Origin of the sequence: Streptomyces ficellus, assembly GCF_009739905.1 — a bacterium.
Taxonomy (GTDB): Bacteria; Actinomycetota; Actinomycetes; order Streptomycetales; family Streptomycetaceae; genus Streptomyces; species Streptomyces ficellus_A.
Window position 1 is genome coordinate 5,228,520 of sequence record NZ_CP034279.1, and the last position, 17,364, is coordinate 5,245,883.

A 17,364-nucleotide genomic window follows, 5' to 3' on the forward strand; every position below is an offset into this window, starting at 1 on the left:
GTACGCGCGGCCGGTGCGCTTGTACGTGGTGGTGGGCGTGACTGGTTCCGGGGCCCCGAGTTGGCCGACCGGGCGGTGGTACGAGAGGAGCTGCGGCGTGGACGACGAGGTTCAGCAGCCGGAGTACGAGGTCGGAACAGGCATGCTGTGCGTGTTTGGGCGGCAGTTGAAGCTGTTCCGGGAGCGGGCGGGGATGGACCGCGCGGGGCTCGGCTCGCTGACCGGGTACTCGGCCTCGACGATCGCGTCGTTCGAGCAGGCGAGACGTATCCCGCCGCCGAAGTTCATCGACCAGGCGGATGAAGTGCTGTGCGCGGGTGGGGTGTTGAGCGCCAGCAAGGAGGAGGTGGCTCGGGCTCAGTATCCAGCGTTCTTCCGGGACGCGGCCAAGTTGGAGGCCGAGGCGGTCGAGCTGCATGTGTACGACACGCAGTTGGTCAACGGTCTGCTGCAGAGGGAGGAGTACGCGCGAGCGGTGTTTGCCATGTGGGAGCCACTGCTGGACGAAGCGATCACCGAGCAGCGAGTGGCTGCACGACTGGCACGACAGGAGATCTTCGCCCGACGTCCGACGCCGCATCTGAGCTTCGTGATCGAGGAGGCTGTTCTGCTCCGGCCACTTGGCGGAGGAGCGGTCTGGCGAGGACAGTTGGAGCACCTCATGCTGATCGCGGAGAAGCGCAACGTGGTGATCCAGGTGATGCCTTTGTCCCGTCAGGAACATGCGGGACTTGCCGGTCCGTTCACCTTGATGGAGACCAAAGATGGGCGCAGGATCGCGTACACGGAGGTACAAGGCGACAGCCGCGTCCACACAGAGCGGCGGAAGGTGCGAGGGCTTGAGCGTACGTACGGGATCCTTCGCGCGCAGGCCCATACTCCGACAGATTCGCTGGCGTTGATCGAAAAGTTGCTGGGAGAGAGATGAGCGGGGAAACGGCCCGGCCGGACACCGATGGCCTGGGATGGTTCAGAAGCAGTTACAGCGCAGGTGATGGCGGTCAGTGCGTCGAAGTCGCCGTCAGCCCCGCCAGCGTCCACGTCCGCGACTCAAAGGACACAACCCGCGCCGCACTAGCCGTACAACCCACGACCTGGACCGCGTTCGTCCAGTTCGCCGCACTCTGACAGCACGAAGGCCTCGGCAGCTGCTGTGCCTGCCGAGGCCTCCGTATGTGTGCGCCTCCTGAGATGCGACCCAGACCGAGTGGACACAACTTGGCCACTGGGAAGGCGGAGTTACTGTAAGTTCCTGCTATGAATGAGGGCAAAGCGACCGAGAACCCCGAGTCCCGCTTCTCCGTAGCGCTGGTGGGCGCGGCCAGGCTTCCTGGCGTCCGTGTTCACAGGGAGGCGTACCTCCGGAAGGCGCTGGCACGCTATTGCTCCGAGGACCAGATCCGCATCGCGGTCGAGGAGACCCCTGCGATGGCCGGCATCCCTGTCGACGTGCTGGACAAGGCGGCCAACGACTCCATCCGCTACGAAACCGCCAAGGTCAGCGCGCTCTCCGCCGCTGCCGGACTGCCCGGATTCATGGCCCTTCCCGCCACCGTGCCCGCCGACTTGGCGCAGTACTTCGGCCACATGCTGCGTATCGCCCAGAAGCTCGCCTACCTCTACAGCTGGCCCGATCTGTTCTCCGACGACGGCGATGACGTCGACGACGCGACCATGGGGGTGCTCACGCTGTTCTTCGGCGTGATGTTCGGTACCCAGTCGGCGAACGTCGCCGTGGGGAAGGTCGCCGAGATGATGGCGAAGCAGGTCGCCAAGAAGCTGCCTCAGAAGGCACTCACCAAAGGCGTCATCTACCCCGTAGTGAAGAAGGTCGCAGCCTATATCGGCGCCGAGATGACGAAGCAGACCTTCGCGAAGAGCGTCTCGAAGGCCATCCCCGTCGTCGGTGCCGCCATCTCCGGCACGCTCACCTTCGCCACCTACCGTCCCATGGCGAAGCGGCTGAAGAAGCACCTCGCCGACTCGGAACTGGCGAAGCCGAAGAGCCGAGTCGTGGTTGTGGAAGCCGAGGAGGTCCACGAGTCCTTCGTCCCGCCGCAGGCCAGCAACACTGCATCGGACGGAACTGCCGTCACCGCAGAGGACTCTCGGCCCTTGTAGCTCGACCGCTGTCAAGCTGCGCTGTGATGGCCGTCGCCCCGTCAGCGGGGGGAGCGGCAGACCTGCACGACGAGCGTGCCGACGTTTCCAGGGGCCAGTGCCGAGCCGGACCGTCGGTTCCTCCTCGGTCAGCCTGTGTGGCTGCTCGGCGGGCCTTCTGTGAGTGAACGCGTCGGACTGCTGGTAGGACTGCGCGCATCGGCGGCCAAAGGTGATCGGTGGGCGCGAGGTGCAGGAGCGTTGCGGTCGGCAACTGCTGGACGAGTACCGAACGGGTCGGTGGGGGCCCCGCCGCAACCGTCCGGTGGATGACGCGGCGGCGTGCTCAGCGCTGGGGGCGTTGTCGGCCTTAGTAGTGGTAGCGGGCCTTTAGGATCTTGACTTCCTTCTCGTCCACCCGGTAGACGAGCCGGTGCTCGTCGTCGATCCGCCGTGACCAGTAACCGGACAGGTCGCCTTTCAGGGGCTCAGGCTTGCCGATGCCGGTGAAAGGCGTGCGCTGGATCTCGGCGATCAGCCGGGTGATCCTGCGGGCCATGGCACGGTCCGAGCCGAGCCAGAACAGGAAGTCCTCCCATGCGGCCGGGTCGAAGTGGACACTCCTCACCCGTCACCCGCCAGGTCGTCCAGCTCTGCCATCGTCTTGGTGACCACGGCCTCGCTGGCCCTGTCCCGTGCGACGGCTTCCATGAGGCTTCGCGCGTTGGCGGGGGAGCGCAGCAGGTAGACGGTCTCCTGCCAGGAGTCGTAGTCGTCAGCGGACATCAGCACCGCGTCGCCGCTCTTGGAGCTGATGCGCACGGGCGTGTGGTCGTCGTTGACGCGCTTGATGAGCGGAAAGAGGTCCTTACGGGCCTCGCTGGCACTTATCGTCATCTCCGGCGCCCCTCTCCTGGTCGTACTGGAAAGCCGTACCGCAATGGTACGAGTTTCTCGTACGAGGCGCGAAGTGAGATGCCTGCGACGGGCTTGCCCGGCTTCGAGGACGGGGGGAGCAAGGGGTCCGCGGTTGATCGATCGGTATGAAGGCGGGTATACAGCGCAAGGGGGAGTAAGCGCCTGCCGGCGGCCGGATGCTTCCGGTACGGGTGGGCAGCGGCCCGCCCTCGCTGCGGCCGGTCGGCTTCAACGTCGTCGGTCGGCCGACGGACATCCCGCCGATTGAGGACGAGCGGTGGCGGAGGCCACCAGATGGAGAGCGTGACCGGTAATGGCCCAGCAGCCGCCCCTCCTCCGCGATGTCATCGACATCAAGGAGTCCATCTCCACCTCGGACTTCGTGCTGTCCCTCGCCGAGGCGACGACACCCGAGGGCGCCCAGCACGCGCTCAAGGACTACGTCGTCACCGAGCGGCTGCTGGAGAACTTCGACGAGGCGCTGGCCCTCATCAAGTCCGCGCTGGACGGGCACCGCTCCAAGGCGGCGTATCTGCACGGCTCGTTCGGTTCCGGTAAGTCGCACTTCATGGCCGTGCTGTACGCACTGCTCAGCGGCAATGCGGCCGCCCGCTCCCGCAGCGAGTTCGACCCGGTGCTGACCAAGCACGAGTGGCTGAGCACGGACGGCAAGAAGTTCCTGCTCGTGCCGTATCACATGCTCGGTGCCAAGGCCCTGGAACAGCGCGTCCTCGGCGGGTACGTGCACCACGTCAAGAAGCTGCACCCGGAGGCGCCGACCCCGCAGGTATACCGGACCGACTCCCTCTTCGCGGACATCCGCGCGATGCGCGCCAACATGGGCGACGAGGCCGTCATCCGGGGGCTCGGCACCGGTGTGGACGACGATGACGAGGACGAGTGGGGCGAGGGCTTCGCCTGGACGCCGCAGCTCCTGGACACCGCGCTCGCCGCCGAGGAGAACCACGAGGCGGGCACCGCGCTCAACCTCACCAACCCCTCCACCCCGGCCGAGCTGCGGGCCAAGCTCGTCAACGACGCCGGCACCAGCCTCCTGCCCGGTTTCACCAGGAACGCCGCCGAGGACGAGCACGGCTTCATCTCCCTGGACGCCGGTCTGTCCGTCATCGCTGAGCACGCCAAGTCGCTCGGCTATGACGGGCTCATCCTGTTCATGGACGAGCTGATCCTCTGGCTGGCCACCCTCATCCACGACCAGAAGTTCGTCGCCCGCGAGGCCAGCAAGATCACGAACTTCGTGGAGGGCGGGGACGCCCGCCGCGCCATCCCCGTCGTGTCGTTCATCGCCCGCCAGCGTGACCTGCGCGAGCTGGTCGGCGAGGAGGTGTCCGGCGCGGCGGAGTCGTCCATCCAGGACACCCTGAACCTGGCCTCAGGCCGGTTCGACAAGATCACCCTGGAGGATCGGAACCTCCCGCAGATCGCCCACGCCCGCCTCCTCAAGCCCAAGGACGACGATTCGGCCCGGCAGGTCGACGCGGCCTTCGAGCAGACCAAGCGGGTCGGCCCGCAGGTCTGGGACACCCTCCTCGGCTCCGAGAAGGGCACCACCGGCGCGGACGCCGAGTCGTTCCGGCTGACGTACCCGTTCTCGCCGGCGTTCATGGACACCCTCGTCCACATCTCGTCCGCGCTGCAGCGCTCCCGCACCGGTCTGAAGCTGATGGGGCAGCTCCTCGCCGACCACCGCGACGAGATCCGCCTCGGCCAGCTCGTCCCCGTCGGCGACCTCTACCCGGTGATCACCGCGGGCGGCGACAAGCCGTTCACCGACAGCCTGAAGGTCGTCTTCGAGGCCGCCGACAAGCTCTACAAGACCAAGCTGCGGCCCTACCTGCTCAGCTCGTACGACATCACCGAGGACGACATCGAGCAGTACCGCAACCGTCCCGAGTCCATCACCGACCCGAAGCGGCTGGGCAGCTGCCGGATGTTCATCGGCGACAACCGGCTCGTGTGCACGCTGTTGCTGTCCGCGCTCGCACCCAGCGTGCCCGCGCTGTCCGAGCTGACCATCCGGCGGCTCGGCGCGCTCAACCACGGGTCGGTCCTCGCGCCGATCCCGGGCGCCGAGGTCGGCATCATCAAGAACAAGGTCGCCGAGTGGGCGGCCCGGTTCCCCGAGATCAAGGAGACCGGCACCGACGCCAACCCCGGCGTGCGGCTGGAGCTGTCCGGCGTCGACGTGGACTCCGTCATCGCCAACGCCCAGGTCAACGACAACCCCGGAAACCGGGTCGCCCTCGCCCGCCGACTGCTGTCCGAGGAACTGGGCGTCGAACACGGCCAGTTGAGCGACCAGCTCAGCTTCACCTGGCGCGGCACCGCCCGCACCGCCGAGATCGTCTTCGGGAACGTCGCCGACGAGGACGAGCTGCCCGACCACGACCTGATGCCGCAGGAGGAGGGCCGCTGGCGCATCGCCATAGACCTCCCCTTCGACGAGGGCGAGTGGGGACCGGTAGAGGACGTCAACCGCATCCGGCGGCTGCGCGAGCGACAGCAGGGCGAGCGGTCCCGCATCGTCGCCTGGCTGCCCGCCCATCTGTCGGCGCAGCGCTTCTCCGACTTCCGGCGCCTGGTCGTCATCGACAAGGCCCTCGCCGACGAGCACCGCTTCGACACCCAGTACGCCGGCCACCTCAATGCCGACAACCGCAGCCGCGCCAAGGGCCTTCTTGAGACCCAGCGCGAGGCTCTGCTCAAGCAGGTCAAGGGCGCCTTCAAGCAGGCGTACGGACTCGCGCAGAAGCAGGCCGCCGACGTCGTACCCGACTTCGACGACCACCTTGTCGCGCTGCCCGACATCGATGGCCTCACCCTGGCCTTCGGGCAGAGTCTGCACGACGGCATCCGGCACGTCGCGGGCAAGCTGCTCGCGCGCCAGTACCCGGCCCACCCCGACCTCGATCCCGACGCCACCGGCACCGCAGTGAAGCCCGCCGACACCAAGAAGGTGTTCGCCCACGTCCGCGCCGCCGCCGAAGCGCGCGACGGACGGGTGGAGGTCCCGGCCGCGGACCGCAGGCTCATGCAGCGGATCGCCGGCCCCCTGCGTCTCGGGCAGCAGAAGGAGGCGTACTTCGAGCTGTCCCGCTACTGGGCCGACCACTTCCGGCAGCTCGCCAGCTCCCAGGGCGTCACCGGAGACCTGTCCCTGATCACGCTCACCGACTGGACCGACAAGCCCGACCCGCGCGGCCTGCCCGACTTCCTCGCCCGGCTCGTCGTCGCCGCCTTCGCCGAGATGGACGACCGGGTGTGGGTGCGCGTCGGCACCGTCCTCGACCCCGCGCCCGAGCTGTCGGCGATCAAGGACCATGACGCGCTGCGCAGCCAGCCGCTGCCCGACGAGTCGGCCTGGGACACCGCACGGCAGCGCTTCGAGACGATCTTCGGGCAGAAGGCTCCCGCCCTGCGGCGCGGCCGGATGGTCAACCAGTTCGCCCGCCAGATCATCGACGCCGCCCGCTCCCACCGGGACCACACTGCCGACCTGGTGCACCAGCTGGAGGCCCACGCCGCCTTCCTCGGCCTCGACCAGACCGCCGACACCGGGCGGCTCCCGCTCGCCCGCCGCTCCCTGGAACTGCTGGACGCCCTCACGGCGGAGGCCGGCAAGGGCGCGGCCGGGGCGAAGAAGACCGTGGAGGCCCTTGCCTCCTTCGACCTGGGCGAGACCAGCGCCGACCGGTACGGCACCTCCATCAAGCAGGCCCGCGGCGTCGCCGAGGCCGTCGCCTCAGCGCCCTGGAGCACCCTCGAACTCGCCGCCGGACTCGGCCCCGAGGGCGCGGCCCTGCTCGACTCGCTGCGCAACGTGGCCCGCGACGACCAGCGCACCGCGGACCTGCGCGACGCCTTGGCCCGTGCCCAGCGCGAGGTCGTCGCCCTGGTGAAGCGCAGCCAGGCCGCGGCCCAGCCGCCCGCACCCGTCGTCCAGCCCCAGCCCACGGCCGGCGACCTGTCCCTGGACACACCGACCAGCGACCCGCGCATCCCGTACACGCCACAGGAGGCCCCCGCACCGGCCTCCTCCGGCAGCGGCTCCGCGCGAAGGGCAGGTGGCCGCCGCACGACCGTGGCACGCGCCGCCGCCGACCTCCAGGCGGAACTGTCCGAACTGGCAGCCCGCCATCCCGACGCGACCATCGAGATCACCTGGAAGGTCGTCGAATGACGGACACCGTCGCCGTCGTCCCGGGCGCCGTCCGGCTGAACACCGCGACCGTCACCCAGTACCTGTCCTCCCAGTCCTCCCTTGCCGCCGCCCTGACCGGAGACGCCGGGGGCAGGCGCCGGGTCGTGCTGCTGCGGTCCGCGCCCCAGTGGGACGGGCCCGCCGAACCCGTCTGGGGCGAGGGCCGGGCGGCCGGCGTCGCCGTGGCGCCCTCGCCGCTCGCCGTTCACGAACTCGTCCTCGACCACCTGGCGGGCCGGCGCCCCGGCCCCGCCGTTCTGGTCGTCCTCACCGACCGCGAGCAGAACGAACTCGACCCGGCCATCGCCGCACGCGTCCACAAGCAGCGCATCGACATGGTCGACAGCTGGGACGTCGTCCGCGAGGCGTTCGGCGCCCGGCAGATCGACCCGCGCCTCAAGGACGTCAACTGGGCCGCCGAAGCCCTCCTGGACGCCACTCCGCCCGGTGGCTGGCCGCCGGTGCCCGGTGGCTGGCTGTCCCGGCAGTACGCCCTCACCGCGCTCACCCAACGCCGCCTGCGCCTCGGCCGCTACGACACCGAGGGCGGCCCACGACGCCCCGGCGAAGACCGGCTCGACGCGCAGACGCTCCTGCACTGGTCGACCCGGCCCGGAGCCCCCGAGCGGCTGCTGGGCCTGCGCGGCCCCGAACGCGTCGGACTGACCGCCTTCCTCGGCGAGGAGGACCAGGCCGGTCTCGCCGGACGCGCTCTGCTCGCTCTGGTCGACGCCGAGCGCGGCGCGGACGCAGCGGCCTTCGGCCTCGTCTGCGAGGCCCTGTGGCAGCACGCCGAGCCCGCCCCCGAGACGTATCAGGCCCGGGGCCGTGCCGAACGCTACTTCGGCGATCAGCCGCCGGCCGTCGGTGAACAACTCGACGCTCTGGTGGGCGTCTTCGGCCGGTCCGCCGAGGAGTACGTGAGCACGCTGCTGACGGCCGGTCACCGGGACGGCGGCGCGGACGCCGACCAGGCCCGCGAGGCGCGCCGCACCAGTGGCATCGTGCTCGACCGAGCCGCGGTGCTGGCCCGCCAGTTCGGCGCAGAGGCGGCCGTCGCGGCGAGCCCCGTCCTGCGCGGTGGGCTGGAGGCGCGGTACACCGCTGTCGGCCAGGCCCTCGCGGCGGGCGACACGGCGGCGGCCACGGAGGCCGTACGACGGCTCGCCGAACACAGACTCGCCGCCGACCCGGAGGAGTCCGCGCGCATCGAGCGTGCCCGCATGGGGCAGCGCCTCGCCCGCTGGCTGGCCACCGACCCGTCCGCCGACGCGCTCACCGTCGCCGACGCCCTGCAGCGGCACATCACCGAGACCGGCTGGGTGGACCTCGCCCTGGAACACATCGAGGCCGGAGGTGACCCGGACCCCGCCCTCAAGGCGGCCTACGATGCCCTCGGTGCACGCGTCAGGGACCGGCGGCGGCAGATCGACGCGTCCTTCGCGCGCTCGCTGGCCGGCTGGACGCAGGACGGCACCCGGCCCGGCGGCATGCTCACCGTCGAGACCTTCCTCGACCGGGTGGTCGGACCCGTCGTCCGGCGCGAGGAGGAGCGGCGGGTGCTGCTGCTCGTGCTCGACGGCATGAGCGCGGCCATAGCGAACGAACTCGGCGAGGAACTGCGCCGCTCCTGGGCGGAGTTCGACCCACTGGCCGAGGACTCCCCGCGTAGGCGGGCGATGGCCGCCGCCCTCCCCACCGTGACGGCCGTGTCCCGGACATCGCTCTTCGCGGGCACCCTGATGAAGGGCACCCAGGCCGACGAGAAGAGGCTCTTCCCCGCGCTGAGGCTGTGGAGCGGGGCACCGGCCGCCGTCTTCCACAAGGACGACCTGCGCACCGACACCGCGGGCGACACCTTCGGCCAGGCACTCACAGAGGCACTCACCGACGGCAGGACCCATGCCGCCGTCGTCCTCAACGCCATCGACGACCGCCTCGCCAAGGAACAGAAGCTGGGTGACGGGGCGTGGCGGGTCAACGACGTACCCGGGCTGCGTGACTTGCTCCGGGTGGCCGCGGCCCAGGGCATGGCGGTCATCGTCACCAGCGACCACGGCCATGTCGTCGACCGGCACGGAACGAAGGCCGACGCGGCAACCGAGCCCGCTTCCGCGCGGCACCGCCTGCCCGGCGGCCCGCTCGGTGATCGGGAGATCGCCCTGACCGGGCCGCGCGTGGTCTGGCCCGAGCCCGGCGCGTCCATCGTCGCGCTCTGGGACGCGGACTCCCGCTACACCGCCCTCAAGGCCGGTTACCACGGTGGGGCGTCCCTCGCCGAGTTCACGATCCCGGTGCTCGCCTTCCTGCCGTTCGGGGCGGAACCGCCCAAGGGGTGGAGGGAGTTGGGAGACCAGCGGCCGCCCTGGTGGGCTCCGGAGGAGGCGGGGAAGCCGGTGACGGACGAGCGCTCGGCCCAGTCGGCCGGCGCGGCTCCGAGGAAGGGGGCGGCCAAACCCCGGAAGAAGCAGCCCGAACCGGGGACACTGCCCGACGCGCTCTTCGACGTGACGCTGACCGCCGGTGGCGACGACGCCCTTCTCACGCCGGTCGTCGTCTCCCGGACCGAGTCGCTCGTCGCGGCGCTGCTCGAATCGGAGACGTACCAGGGCCAGCTCGACGGTCTGGCGCGCAAGCCGCAACAGGAGCAGGTCCACAAGGCCCTCGCCGCCCTGCTGGACGCGGGCGGCACCCTGCCCGTGACCGCGCTCGCCCAGCGCGCGGGCATGCCCACCAGCCGGGGCGACGGCTTCGCCGCGGTGCTGCGGCAACTCCTCAACTATGACGGTGTACAGGTGCTGGAGACCCTGCCGGACGGACGCACGCTACGGCTCCATGAGGCTCTGCTGCGCGAGCAGTTCGCTCTCGGAGCGGCCTGACGACCACGGCATGTGCGCCTCCGGCGTTTCGTCGGGCTCAGGGGCGGCCCCCATATCCGGGGGCCGCCCCTGAGCGTGCTACGAGTCGCGCCTGATGTGATTGAGCACGTTCATTCCCGCGGTGAGGACGGCCATGAACGCGGCGCCGCTGGTCGTGAGGGTCGCCAACGGGCTGGCATGAAGCGCCATCGCCACGACGGCAGTTCCGAGGGAACCCACACCTGACGCAAGAGTGACGATGGTGATGTCACGCGCAGGGTGGTTACAGGTGTGCTGGGTCGAGTGGATCGACACCGTTCCTCCATGATGACTCGCTGGCTGTAAACGGGCACAACTGACCTAGGTCAATTGGTCTCGTCTCCAGCGCTGCGCGTACGGGCGCTACGGAGCCCGCAACCAGCTGGTTGCTGATTGGTACGCGTGCAGCGAGCAGAGCAAAGAAGCCTCCCAGAATGGAGAGAACGTCGGCCAAGAGTATCGCGCAACTCGCCTGCGGAGTAACGTACTTCATCAACCCTGTGGGTGTGCCCCGGCGCAGCCACGCTCCGGTGGCACAGCCACCCGCATCCTCACGCCACGAACGCCCGCAGCAGCTTCGCGAACGTCATCAGCTCGTCGAGCAGTTCCTGCGGAAGGGGCTTCTCGTCGAAGTGAGCGATCCGGTTGCGGATGTCCTTCACCCGCTGCAGACGGCCGATGAACTGTTCCCTGGGCATGCTCGGCCACTTCAGGGCTTCCCAGTTGGCGTCGGCGCGTTCGGCCAGCGACGTCCTCGTCTGGTCCCCGTCGAGCAGTCTCAGATAATCGCCGAACATGAGGTCGGACACCTGGCCCGTGCGGTGCTCGGGCTTCTTGTTCGTCTGGACGGCCTTGACGGTCTCCTCGTCCAGCGCCGCGCCCAGACAGCGGCGCAGCAGGGACTCGATCTCCCCGACAATGAAGAAGGGCCGCGCCGCGCCCTCGAAGCGGTCCGTGACATCCGCGGCGGTGACGATGCCCGAGAGACAGCCGTCGTCGCCTCGGACCAGGAGATACCCGTGTTCGCGGATGACCGGCAGGGCGGAGAAGAACTCCTGGCGCGTATCGGCGACCGGAAGGGAATCCTTCTCCATCGCGTTGTCCAGGGTCGGCTGCTTGCCCGCCTCGTACATCTTGGCGACGGACCCCCAGGTGACCACCCCATGGACCTGAGCCATGCCGGTGGTCACCGGGACCTGAGCGATGCCCTTCGTCCGCATCAGGAACGTGGTCTGCGCCAGGGGAGTGCCGGGACCGACGGACACCAGGCCGCGCCTCGCCGACGGGATGTCCCCGAGCAGCAGACGCTGCGGAAGGGCGGCCGACGGCAGGGCCTCCTCCGCCTCGTCCTCATCGGCTTCGGAGGGGCCGGCCTGCGCGGGGATCGACGCGAGCGGTACCACGTCGACATTGCTGCGCTGGCTGCAGACGGCGAAGTCCGGCAGTGTCGTCAGCCCGGCGTCCGTGAGTGCCTGCGAGATGCGGTGCACCGTCCGGTGGTCACGGACTCTGACCTGGAACAGGTCGAGGATGTCCTGCACCGGGACGGTCCTGCCTTTGAGCGCGGCGAGGTCCTGCCCGCTCGGCGTGGTCGTCATCGGGCGTCGCCCTCCGCGAGGTCACGGAGCATGGTCCGCTTGCCCATGGCTGCGTGCACGAGATCCTGCAACTGCTTGGAACGGTCGCGGTAGAACCGTTCGTAGTCGTTGTCGCGGAGTGCCTCGGGATCGATGAGGTGGGTGGCGAGTACGTCGTCGAACCACTCGGGGCGCATATCGGAGGCCGCGACCATGGTGGAGAGGTAGGACGCGGGCGCCCCGGTCATGTCCATCGCCGCGCGGTAGGACAGCGGAGTCTTGTTCACGATGGAGTTCGTGGGCAGGCCCTCACTGTTGCCCCGCCGGAACCAGGCCTTGGGGAAGATCTGCCGGACGTCCACGCTGTACTCGTCCAGCCTGCCGGGGCTGAGCGGTCTGCCCGTGTGGTGCCAGTCCACCGCCCCCTGCTTGATCAGCAGGGCGTAGATGCCCTTGTAAGCGGCACTGTTGCGGGTGGTGAGGCTGTCGAGGCGGTCGGCGAAGAAGAAGGCGTCCGTGACGGTGTCGGGCGCCCGGTCGTCCTGCGCGATCCAGGGGACGAGCTGCTCGACGTCACGGGTGAAGCGGGTCTCGGTGGAGCCGCCGTACATCTCGCCGAGGACTCCGCACCAGTACCACTGCTCGGTCTTCTCCTCTGCTCCCAGGCCGTCCAGGGCCGTGTCGAGGATGGCGCGGACCGCCGCGAGCGGGACGAGCTGTGTCTTGTACGGCAGGTCGGCCGGGCGGACGATGCACTGCCGTTCCAGGAAGTCGCCCACCCAGGCGAAAGCTTCGGCGAGCTTCGGAGCCAGCCGGACGAAACCGACCAGCGGGAGGTCCAGCAGGTCCCGGCGTTTGCACGACACCGTCGCCCCGGTGCCCGCCTGCTTCCGCTCCCAGGTGCGTACCAGGGCAATGGCCTGCAGGAAGTCGATGCTGCTCAGCCCGTTCTCGACGCTGCCGTCCAGGCGTCCGAAGACCGGGTACTTGGCCGCCAGCCCCTGCTTGATCTCCCGCCACACCTCGGGGAGCTGGTAGTAGTCCCCGGTCCGCTCCACGTACTCGCGGTCCCCGGCATAGGTCGCGGTGAGCAGTTCGAAGACGTTCAGGGGCACACCGCCCGTGTTGACCCGCTCGAACACCGCGCAGACGGCGTCCATGGAGGTTGAGGCGCCCAGCCGGATCATCGGGACCTGGAAGGCACGGATCTGCTGGAGGACGGACTCGTCGAACTGGCCCCACAGATCCCAGTTCTGGTTCTCGTCCGCCTTGATGTACGACATCATCCACTGGTTCACGCGCTGGGCGTCGAAGACGAGATGCAGAGGGAAGAGACCGGCCGCGCACTCGCCCTCCGTGGTGCTCAAGTCCAGCACCACTGTGCGGTTGAAGTCCGTGCGGAGCACCTTGTCCGCCGGAACGGACAGGATGGCCTCGTCGCGGTCCGCGGACGGGCCGACAGCTTTGGCGATGTCGACGTAGTACCAGCGCTCGATGGGCTTGCCACGGGCGTCCGCGGTCTCCACCGGGGCGTCCAGCCACAGGGCCTGGAAAAGGGAGGTGAGGCGCTGCTGTCCGTCCAGCAGCAGGAGGTCCGCGGCCGGATCCCCGTCGGGGCGCGCTCCGGTAAGAGTTCGGGAACGGAATCTGGTGGCTCCGCCTGTCTGCAAGGTCATCACCACGCCGAGCGGATAGTCCAGCGTCACCGTCGCGATGATGGCGCGGATCCGGTCGTCGTCCCATTTCCAGTTCCGCTGGAAATCGGGCAACTGTAAGGACCCCGAGGCCACGTCCGCGAGTACGTCCTTCAGCTTCACATTGTCGAGTGCCGCCACGTTTCGTCCCGTTCCCCACCTTGGCGTATGTACGGAGAGTGATTCCAGCAGTGTCTGCGGGTGACCGTCAACCGAATCGATGAAGACGGCGCCGCGCGACGGTGGTCGCGAGCCTCGACCTACCGGCCGCCGCAATCCTGCCCCTGTACGGGAATGCCCGCCGGAATGGAAGACTGGTCGCCGTGAGCACCACCGGATCTCAGCGCCCCGCCCTGGTGAGCGCCGCCCGCCGCCGTACCGTTATCGATGCGCTGCGGCGCGGTGCCGTACCCGACAGCGGACTCGACCTGCTGGCCACCGGGCTCGACCGGTTCGAAACGGCCCTGGACGCGGAACTGGACGCCGTGGCGTCCGGCGGCTCCGTGTTCAAGGCCGTGCGGGGTGAGTACGGGTCCGGCAAGACGTTCTTCACTCGCTGGCTGGGGGAGCGGGCCAAGCGGCGCAACTTCGCCGTGGCCGAGATTCAGGTATCGGAGAACGAGACCCCGTTGCACCGACTGGAGACGGTCTACCGGCGGCTCACCGAACGGCTCACCACCTCCAGTTTCCCGCCCAGCGCGCTGCGGCCCGTGGTCGACGCCTGGTTCTACGCCCTGGAGGAGGACGCCCTCGCCGCCGGCGCGACCGAGGAGGAACTCCCGAGAGAGGTGGAGCAGCTGCTTGTCGCGCGGCTCGCCGAGGTCTCCCGGCACGCCCCCTCGTTCGCCACCGCTCTGCGCGGCTACCGGGCCGCACTCATGGACGGTGACGAGGCGACCGCCGCAGCCGTCCTGGCGTGGCTCGGCGGCCAGCCGCACGTCGCGGCCTCCGCCCGCCGCTCCGCCGGGGTGAGGGGCGACCTCGACCACTTCGGCGCGCTCGGGTTCCTGCAGGGGCTCCTCACCGTGCTGCGCGACTCCGGGCACACCGGGCTTTTCGTCGTCCTCGACGAGGTGGAGACGCTCCAGCGGGTCCGGTCGGACGCTCGCGACAAGGCGCTCAACGCGTTGCGGCAGCTCATCGACGAGGTGCACTCGGGTCGCTTTCCCGGGCTCTACCTGGTCATCACGGGAACCCCTGCCTTCTACGACGGTCAGCAGGGCGTGCAGCGTCTGGCTCCGCTCGCTCAGCGTCTGGCCACCGATTTCACCACCGAACCGCGGTTCGACAACCCTCGCGCCGTGCAGATCAGGCTTCCTGGCTTCAACCACGAGTCGCTGGTCGGACTCGGCCTCACCATCCGTGACCTGTATGCCGATGCCGCGGAGACGCCAGAGCGTGTACGGAAGGTCGTCGACGACGCGTATGTCGCCGACCTCGCGGTGGCCGTCGGCGGGGCGCTGGGCGGGAAGGTCGGGGTGGCTCCCCGCCTGTTCCTGAAGAAGCTCGTCGGGGACGTCCTCGACCGTGTGGACCAGTTCGACGACTTCGACCCCCGGCAGCACTACCGGCTGACCGTCGCGAGCAGCGAACTCACCGACGTGGAACGCAACCTGGCCGCCGGGGTCGCCGGCGGCTCCGCGTCGGCCGACGACATCGACCTGGAGCTGTGATGGCGGCGGACGGGGGGAGTCCCGCCGGTACGGGCCCGGGCGAGGATGGAGCCGACGTACTCGACCGGCTGGATCCCGTCGTCCTGCACCATGTCGTCAACACCCTCGGCTGGCCCGATCTGCGCCCCCTCCAGCGGGCCGCGATCAGACCGCTCATGGACGGACAGGACGCCGTGCTGCTGGCGCCGACAGCAGGCGGCAAGACCGAGGCGGCCTGCTTCCCCCTGCTGTCGGCGATGACCGAACAGAAGTGGACGGGTACCTCCGTCCTGTACCTGTGCCCGCTCAAAGCGCTCCTCAACAACCTGGTCGGCCGCGTCGACTCCTACGCCCAGTGGTTGGGACGGCGCGCCGCGCTGTGGCACGGCGACATCAAGGAGTCGCAGCGGCAGCGCATTCGCACCGAGGCGCCGGACGTCCTGCTGACCACCCCCGAGTCGCTCGAAGCGATGCTGATCGGCGTCAAGACCGACCATGCGCGGCTCCTGGGGAGCGTGCGGGCCGTGGTCGTCGACGAGGTGCACGCCTTCGCCGGCGACGACCGGGGATGGCACCTGCTCGCCGTGCTCGAACGGCTGGAGAGGGTCACCGGACGGCCCATCCAGCGCGTCGGGCTTTCCGCGACCGTAGGGAACCCCGGCCAACTGCTGCACTGGTTGCAGGGCGCCGGCGCCGGAAGTCGTACTGGGCAGGTCGTCGCCCCGGGGGTTCACCTGTCTCTTGGTGCCGGCGGAGCCGGGACGCCCGACAAGGCCGCCGCCGACCGACTCCCCAGCCCCGCGGGCGAGGTGGAACTCGACTACGTGGGCTCCCTGGAGAACGCCGCCAAACTCATCGCCGCCCTGCACCGGGGAGAGAAACGGCTCGTCTTCTGCGACTCCCGCCGCCAGGTCGAGGAGCTGGGCGCCGCGCTCAGGGCCCGCGAGATGACCGTCTTCCTGTCCCACGCCTCCCTCTCGGTCGACGAACGCACCCGTTCCGAGCAGGCCTTCGCCGAGGCGCGTGACTGCGTCATCGTCTCCACCTCCACGCTCGAACTCGGCATCGACGTCGGTGACCTTGACCGCGTGATCCAGGTCGACGCACCGGCTTCCGTCGCCTCGTTCCTGCAACGCATCGGCCGCACCGGCCGACGCCCCGGCAGCGTACGCAACTGCCTGTTCCTCACCACCCGCAAGGAGACGCTGCTGCAGGCGGCGGGCCTGCTGTTGCTGTGGTCGCGAGGCTGGGTGGAGCCAGTCGTCCCGCCACCGGAGCCGCGCCACCTGGTGGCCCAGCAACTGCTCGCCGTAACCCTGCAACAGCACAAGCTCGGCGACCAGCTGTGGGACCGGCAGTGGAACGGACTCGCCCCCTTCGACCGGTCCGCCGCCCCGATCCTGCGATTCCTCACCAAGGAAGGTTTCCTCGACACCGACGGCGGCATGCTGTTCGTCGGGCCGGAGGCGGAGCGCCGCTTCGGTAAGCGGCACTTCATCGAACTTACCGCGTCCTTCACCGCCCCGCCCCAGTTCACCGTCCTGTCCGGACGCACGGAGATCGGCCGGACCGACCCGAGCGTGCTCACCGAGGAGCGGCCCGGCCCCCGGCGGTTGCTGCTCGGTGGACGCAGCTGGCAGGTCACCTACATCGACTGGCTGCGCAAACGTGTCTTCGTCGAGCCCGCCGACATTGGCGGCATCGCCAAGTGGATGAACGGCGGCGTCGCCGGACTGTCGTACGCCCTGACGCGTGCCATGCGCGAGGTGCTGCTGGGCACTGACCCGCCCGTCTCCCTCACCCGGCGCGCGGAAGCGTGTCTGGCCGAACAGCGCGAGACCGACGCACCCGGCTCGGTGCACCCTGGCGGCACACTGATCACGCGCGTCGGCTCCGGCGTGCGCTGGTGGACCTGGGCCGGTTACCGCGCCAACGCGACCCTGGCGGCTACCCTCCAGTCGGTGACCGATCCCCTGCAGCGGCCCACCGACTGTTGGCTGCGCCTGCGTGAGAACCTTACTCTGGCGGATTGGCGTGCGGCCCGCGAGAACGTCGGTGAGAATCTCGTCCTGCCTGACGTGGATCGTCGGGCCGTACGCGGCCTCAAGTTCTCCGCCGCCCTGCCGGAACGCATCGCCGTGGCGACGGTGGCGGCCCGCTTGGCCGACTTCGAGAGCGCCCGCTCGGTGCTCCGTGAGTCGGTGCGCTTTCAGCCCGACGGCTGAATCGTCACTGTCTGGGAGGACACGGGCTCGCCCTCACGATACGTAGCCGTCAAGGTAGCCACATAAGCACCCTTCCTGC

General features: G+C 69.4%; 12 protein-coding genes. 7 read left to right on the top strand and 5 right to left on the bottom strand.

Translation table 11 applies throughout. The annotated features are described in order from the left end of the window. Positions 1-97 precede the first annotated feature (97 nt). The 3 genes from EIZ62_RS23435 to EIZ62_RS23445 all read left to right on the top strand — a co-directional run bounded on the left by EIZ62_RS23435 (position 98) and on the right by EIZ62_RS23445 (position 2,121). Positions 98-928 carry a helix-turn-helix domain-containing protein gene (locus tag EIZ62_RS23435; RefSeq protein ID WP_156694662.1) on the top strand — a complete coding sequence of 277 codons (831 nt, stop codon included), beginning with the start codon at positions 98-100 and terminating at the stop codon, positions 926-928. Beyond that, complete coding sequence (locus EIZ62_RS23440; protein WP_156694663.1) at positions 925-1,128, top strand: DUF397 domain-containing protein; 204 nt, start codon at positions 925-927, stop codon at positions 1,126-1,128. The genes EIZ62_RS23435 and EIZ62_RS23440 overlap by 4 nt, the downstream gene beginning before the upstream one ends. A gap of 129 nt (positions 1,129-1,257) precedes the next feature. Then, positions 1,258-2,121 (top strand): hypothetical protein, encoded by an 864-nt coding sequence (locus EIZ62_RS23445; RefSeq protein WP_156694664.1) that lies wholly within the window; start codon positions 1,258-1,260, stop codon positions 2,119-2,121. Positions 2,122-2,470: 349 nt separating this feature from the next. Here the strand turns inward: EIZ62_RS23445 and EIZ62_RS23450 are convergent, their stop codons facing one another. Continuing rightward, complete coding sequence (locus tag EIZ62_RS23450; RefSeq protein WP_156694665.1) at positions 2,471-2,728, bottom strand: Txe/YoeB family addiction module toxin; 258 nt, start codon at positions 2,726-2,728, stop codon at positions 2,471-2,473. Then, a complete protein-coding gene (locus tag EIZ62_RS23455) occupies positions 2,725-2,997 on the bottom strand; it encodes a type II toxin-antitoxin system Phd/YefM family antitoxin (RefSeq protein ID WP_156694666.1) in 273 nt (90 codons plus the stop codon). Before EIZ62_RS23455 ends, EIZ62_RS23450 begins: the two co-directional genes overlap by 4 nt. A 334-nt stretch (positions 2,998-3,331) precedes the next feature. Here EIZ62_RS23455 and pglY point away from each other — a divergent pair, with 334 nt between their 5' ends. After that, on the top strand, positions 3,332-7,219 hold the full coding sequence (pglY, locus tag EIZ62_RS23460) for a BREX-2 system ATPase PglY (RefSeq protein ID WP_156694667.1): 3,888 nt from the start codon (positions 3,332-3,334) through the stop codon (positions 7,217-7,219). Then, complete coding sequence (pglZ, locus tag EIZ62_RS23465) at positions 7,216-10,119, top strand: BREX-2 system phosphatase PglZ (RefSeq protein ID WP_156694668.1); 2,904 nt, start codon at positions 7,216-7,218, stop codon at positions 10,117-10,119. Before pglY ends, pglZ begins: the two co-directional genes overlap by 4 nt. Before the next feature lie 78 nt (positions 10,120-10,197). Here pglZ and EIZ62_RS23470 read toward each other — a convergent pair whose 3' ends face one another. The 3 genes from EIZ62_RS23470 to EIZ62_RS23480 all read right to left on the bottom strand — a co-directional run bounded on the left by EIZ62_RS23470 (position 10,198) and on the right by EIZ62_RS23480 (position 13,549). Beyond that, positions 10,198-10,413, bottom strand: a complete 216-nt coding sequence (locus EIZ62_RS23470; protein WP_156694669.1) for a hypothetical protein — start codon at positions 10,411-10,413, stop codon at positions 10,198-10,200. A 275-nt stretch (positions 10,414-10,688) separates the two neighbouring features. After that, entirely contained in the window at positions 10,689-11,735 is a 1,047-nt protein-coding gene (locus EIZ62_RS23475; RefSeq protein ID WP_156694670.1) for a CBS domain-containing protein, read from the bottom strand. Then, positions 11,732-13,549: a DUF262 domain-containing protein gene (locus EIZ62_RS23480; protein ID WP_156694671.1), complete on the bottom strand. Its 1,818-nt coding sequence runs from the start codon at positions 13,547-13,549 to the stop codon at positions 11,732-11,734. The genes EIZ62_RS23475 and EIZ62_RS23480 overlap by 4 nt, the downstream gene beginning before the upstream one ends. A 182-nt stretch (positions 13,550-13,731) precedes the next feature. On the opposite strand from EIZ62_RS23480, the gene brxD reads away from it, so the two are divergent. Then, a complete protein-coding gene (gene brxD / locus EIZ62_RS23485) occupies positions 13,732-15,081 on the top strand; it encodes a BREX system ATP-binding protein BrxD (RefSeq protein ID WP_156694672.1) in 1,350 nt (449 codons plus the stop codon). After that, complete coding sequence (locus EIZ62_RS23490; RefSeq protein ID WP_156694673.1) at positions 15,081-17,285, top strand: DEAD/DEAH box helicase; 2,205 nt, start codon at positions 15,081-15,083, stop codon at positions 17,283-17,285. Before brxD ends, EIZ62_RS23490 begins: the two co-directional genes overlap by 1 nt. The last annotated feature ends 79 nt before the right edge of the window (positions 17,286-17,364 follow it).